General features: G+C 68.1%; 3 protein-coding genes and 2 pseudogenes. 3 read left to right on the top strand and 2 right to left on the bottom strand.

What is annotated here, in order from left to right; translation table 11 throughout:
* Window positions 1–365 (top strand): annotated as a pseudogene (locus A5680_RS14590) (dihydrodipicolinate reductase); the annotation flags it as partial.
* Window positions 366–374: 9 nt separating this feature from the next.
* Window positions 375–1,583 (top strand): MalY/PatB family protein, encoded by a 1,209-nt coding sequence (locus A5680_RS14585; RefSeq protein WP_067820420.1) that lies wholly within the window; start codon window positions 375–377, stop codon window positions 1,581–1,583.
* Here the strand turns inward: A5680_RS14585 and A5680_RS14580 are convergent.
* Entirely contained in the window at window positions 1,580–2,308 is a 729-nt protein-coding gene (locus A5680_RS14580) for a DUF2652 domain-containing protein (protein ID WP_055399987.1), read from the bottom strand. The two genes, A5680_RS14585 and A5680_RS14580, sit on opposite strands and share 4 nt — an antisense overlap.
* 115 nt (window positions 2,309–2,423) lie before the next feature.
* On the opposite strand from A5680_RS14580, the gene A5680_RS14575 reads away from it, so the two are divergent.
* On the top strand, window positions 2,424–3,329 hold the full coding sequence (locus A5680_RS14575; protein ID WP_067820417.1) for a haloalkane dehalogenase: 906 nt from the start codon (window positions 2,424–2,426) through the stop codon (window positions 3,327–3,329).
* Window positions 3,330–3,530: 201 nt separating this feature from the next.
* Here A5680_RS14575 and A5680_RS14570 read toward each other — a convergent pair.
* Window positions 3,531–3,875, bottom strand: a pseudogene (locus A5680_RS14570) (inositol monophosphatase family protein); the annotation flags it as partial.
* Window positions 3,876–3,944: the final 69 nt, after the last annotated feature.

Below are 3,944 nucleotides of genomic sequence, written 5' to 3'. Positions count from 1 at the left end.
AGGCGGGCACCTGCGGTGCGCTGCGCATGCGGGCGATCGGTGTGGTCGACGGCCGGGAAGCCATCGTCATCGAGCACGTCACCCGGCTCGCCCACGACGTCGCGCCGGATTGGCCGACCGGGATCGGCGACCTGTCCTACCGCGTCATGATCAGCGGTGACCCCGACATCGACTGCACGCTGGCGGCGACGCTCAAGGATCCGCACAAAGCCGGGGTGGGGGGCATGACCTCCGGTGCCGGCGCGATGGTGGCCACCGCGATGCGCGTCGTCAACGCCGTGCCGTATGTCGTTGCGGCAGAACCGGGATTGCTCAGTTCGGTGGACCTGCCGTTGACCATCCCGAAGCACGCGTTCGCCACTTAGTCTGCAGGGGTGACGTCTAACCCCCTCGAGGAGCTCACGCTGCAGCAACTGCGGCAACGCACCAGCATGAAATGGCGCGCGCATCCGCCCGACGTCCTGCCGATGTGGGTCGCGGAGATGGACGTGTTGCTGGCCCCGACGGTGGCCGAGGCGCTGCGGACCGCCATCGACAACGGCGACACCGGGTATCCGTGTGGCACCGCGTTGGCCGAGGCGGTCGGTCAATTCGCGTCCGAGCGCTGGCAATGGCATGACCTACCGGTGGGCCACACCGCGATCGTGCCGGACGTCATGCTCGGCGCCGTCGAGTTGCTGCGTCTGGTCACCGATCGGGGTGACGCCGTCGTCGTCAACCCGCCGGTGTACGCCCCGTTCTACGCGTTCGTCGCGCACGACGGCCGTCAGATCGTCGAAGCACCGCTGGGCGCCGAAGGCCGAATTGATTTGGACGCCTTGGCAGAAGCCTTCGCTGGCGCCGGCGCACGGGGAGGGAACGTCGCGTACCTGTTGTGCAACCCCCACAACCCCACCGGAACCGTGCACACGGCCGACGAGCTCGGCGCCGTCGCCGAGCTCGCCCGCCGGTTCGGCGTCCGGGTGGTGTCGGACGAAATTCACGGGCCCGTCGTCTTGGACGGGGCGCGTTTCACGCCATACCTGACCGTGCCCGGCGCGGAGAACGCGTTCGCCCTGACGTCCGCCTCCAAGGCCTGGAGCCTGTCGGGGCTGAAGGCGGCGCTGGCCATCGCCGGCCCCGAGGCGGTCGCGGACCTGAACCGGATGCCCGAAGAGGTCAGCCATGGGCCGAGCCACTTCGGCATCATCGCCCACGCCGAGGCGTTCCGAACCGGTGGCGATTGGCTCGACGCATTGCTGCGCGGCCTGGATCAGAACCGGACGCTCCTCGGTGAGCTGATCGCCGAGCACCTACCTGGCGTGAAATACCAATGGCCGCAAGGGACTTACCTGGCTTGGCTGGATTGCCGCGAGCTCGGATTCGCCGAGGAGGCCGCCGCGGGCCTGGCGGTGGTCGCCGACCTGTCCGGACCCGCCCGGTGGTTTCTCGACCACGCCCGGGTGGCGCTCAGCTCCGGCCACGTCTTCGGCACCGGGGGCGCGGGTCACGTCCGGCTGAACTTCGCGACCTCGCGGGCCATCCTCACCGAGGCCGTGTCCCGGATGGGCCGCGCGCTGGCCACTACCCGCGACGCGGGCTAGGCCGGGATCTCCTCCGCGCCGCGGCCCAGGTTGCGGAAACCCGCCGCGGGCTCCTTGAAGCCGAGGACGAACGGCAGCGAGCTCAATTCCAGCTTGAACGTCGACCCGAGGCGGCGAAGGAAGCCGGACTCGGGTTGAACTACCGAGACCTCCGAGGTCGCGAGATCGAGATAGTGCGTCGGCGTCTCGCCGATGTCGTCGAAGATGTGGATCAGCGGCTTGCACTGCGAGCGCACCGACTCGTCGAGGCACGCCGCGACCGGCTCGGTCATCAGCACGTATTCGACCACTGGCACCGTGTTTTTCAGCATTCGGTGCACCAGGATGACGTCGAAGCCCGCGAGCTCCACGTGTCGCTTAACCCGCTGCTCGGCCACCTCACCCTGATGGACGACGAACTTCACCGAAAGGCTGTCCAATTGCGCGCAACTCGCGCACTCGCAGGCCAGGTCCTTCTTGAAGCGTTCACGGCGCGCGATGAAAGCCTCCCGCATCCGGGACAGCCGGTCGCACACCAGCACTTTGGGGTCGCCGTCGGGCGCCCAGAAGAACGCGGCGTCACCCTCCAGCTTCGCGAGCTTGAGACCCCTACCGGCGTCGATCACCGACTCCAGTAAGCCCGCCACCGTCAATTGCGCGTGGGCCAAGTGGGTACGGTTCCACTGCATGTAGTGGGTGTAGCCGCTGATGTCGGCAATGATCAGGACGGCACGCCGAATCGCCATGAACAAGCGAGTTTAATGTCCACCAGACGTCTAGCTCAATGAAATTCCCCACTAGACGAACTCGCGTTGTCGAGAGAGGCTAACTGAAGGCGCCCGCCCACCGGAGGAGCTGAATATGCATGTGCTACGAACCCCGGACTCCCGATTCGAAAATTTGGAGGGCTATCCGTTCGTAGCGAACTACGTTGACGTGGCGGCAAGTGACACCCAACCGCTACGCATGCACTTCCTCGACGAGGGCCCTTCCGACGGACCACCGATCGTGCTGCTGCACGGCGAGCCCACCTGGAGCTACCTCTACCGGACGATGATCCCGCCGTTGACGGACGGCGGGAACCGCGTGCTCGCACCCGACCTGATCGGCTTCGGCCGCTCGGACAAGCCCAGCCGGGTCGAGGATTACACCTACCAGCGCCACGTCGAATGGGTGACCTCATGGTTCGAGCGGCTCAACCTCAAGGACGTGACCCTGTTCGTGCAGGACTGGGGATCGCTGATCGGGCTGCGCATCGCCGCCGAGCAGGGTGACCGCGTCGCGCGACTCGTGGTGGCGAATGGATTCCTGCCCACCGCGGAGCGGGCCACCCCGCCCGCCTTCTACGCGTGGCGGGCGTTCGCGCGCTACTCCCCCGTGCTGCCCGCCGGCCGCATCGTCTCCGTGGGCACCGTCCGCCGGGTTTCCGCCCGGGTGCGGGCCGGCTATGACGCGCCGTTTCCCGACAAGACGTACCAGGCCGGCGCCCGCGCCTTCCCGCAACTGGTGCCGACCTCACCGGACGATCCGGCGGTGCCGGCCAACCGGGCGGCCTGGAAGGCCCTGGGGCAATGGGAAAAGCCCATGCTTGCCATCTTCGGGGCGCGCGACCCCATCCTCGGGCAAGCGGACCGCCCGCTGATCCAGCACATCCCCGGCGCCGCGGGCCAGCCGCACGCCCGCATCCACGCCAGTCACTTCATCCAGGAAGACGCCGGACCCGAACTGGCCGAACGCATTCTGTCCTGGCAGCAGGCGCTGCGCTGACCGTATGGCGCGCCCCCAGGCCTCGTCAATACCGGTTTCTCGCAACATGTCTCGGTGTAGTGCCGGACGTCGTGGCCCCACGCGGCATGGCCCAAACCCGCTGCGCCGGTGACGAATCCACCGCCCGCCGCCAGGCACCGCGGTGGCCCGGCGCTCACTGAGATCCTCTTGCGCCCGAAATCGATTGTGGTATAAGCGCTCTCAGCGCGTGACCGCCAGTACAGCCTCGGCCAACTCGGGACGGCAGACCACCAAATCCGGCAGCTTTGGATCGGGCTGGTTGTAAGCCAGCGCCGAGCCGTCGATGCGGGAGGTGTGCAGGCCCGCGGCCCGGGCCACGGCCACCGGGGCGGCCGAGTCCCATTCGAATTGGCCGCCGGCGTGCACGTACACATCGGACAATCCCTGGACGAGCGAAGCCACCTTGGCCCCCGCCGAACCCATTTCCACCAGCACGCCGTCCAGGGCGTCGCGGACGCTCAGCGCGATGGCGGGCGGGCGGGTGCGCGACACCACGATGCGCGGCTTGCCGGGGGCGCGGGCTGGGTGGTCGGCCGCCCGGCGGTTTGGTTGCCCTGCGTCAGCTTCAGCACCACGAAGACCAGCACACCGGCC

The sequence above is a fragment of the Mycobacterium sp. E2989 genome (genome assembly GCF_001667595.1).
In the GTDB taxonomy this organism is placed as follows: Bacteria; Actinomycetota; Actinomycetes; order Mycobacteriales; family Mycobacteriaceae; genus Mycobacterium.
This window is presented reverse-complemented; position numbering and strand designations above follow the sequence as displayed.

What these genes read in the sequence shown, in the direction of transcription:
- A5680_RS14580 (WP_055399987.1), bottom strand. Translation starts at nt 2,308, where the DNA reads ATGGCGATTCGGCGTGCCGTCCTGATCATTGCCGACATCAGCGGCTAC.
- A5680_RS14575 (WP_067820417.1), top strand. Translation starts at nt 2,424, where the DNA reads ATGCATGTGCTACGAACCCCGGACTCCCGATTCGAAAATTTGGAGGGC.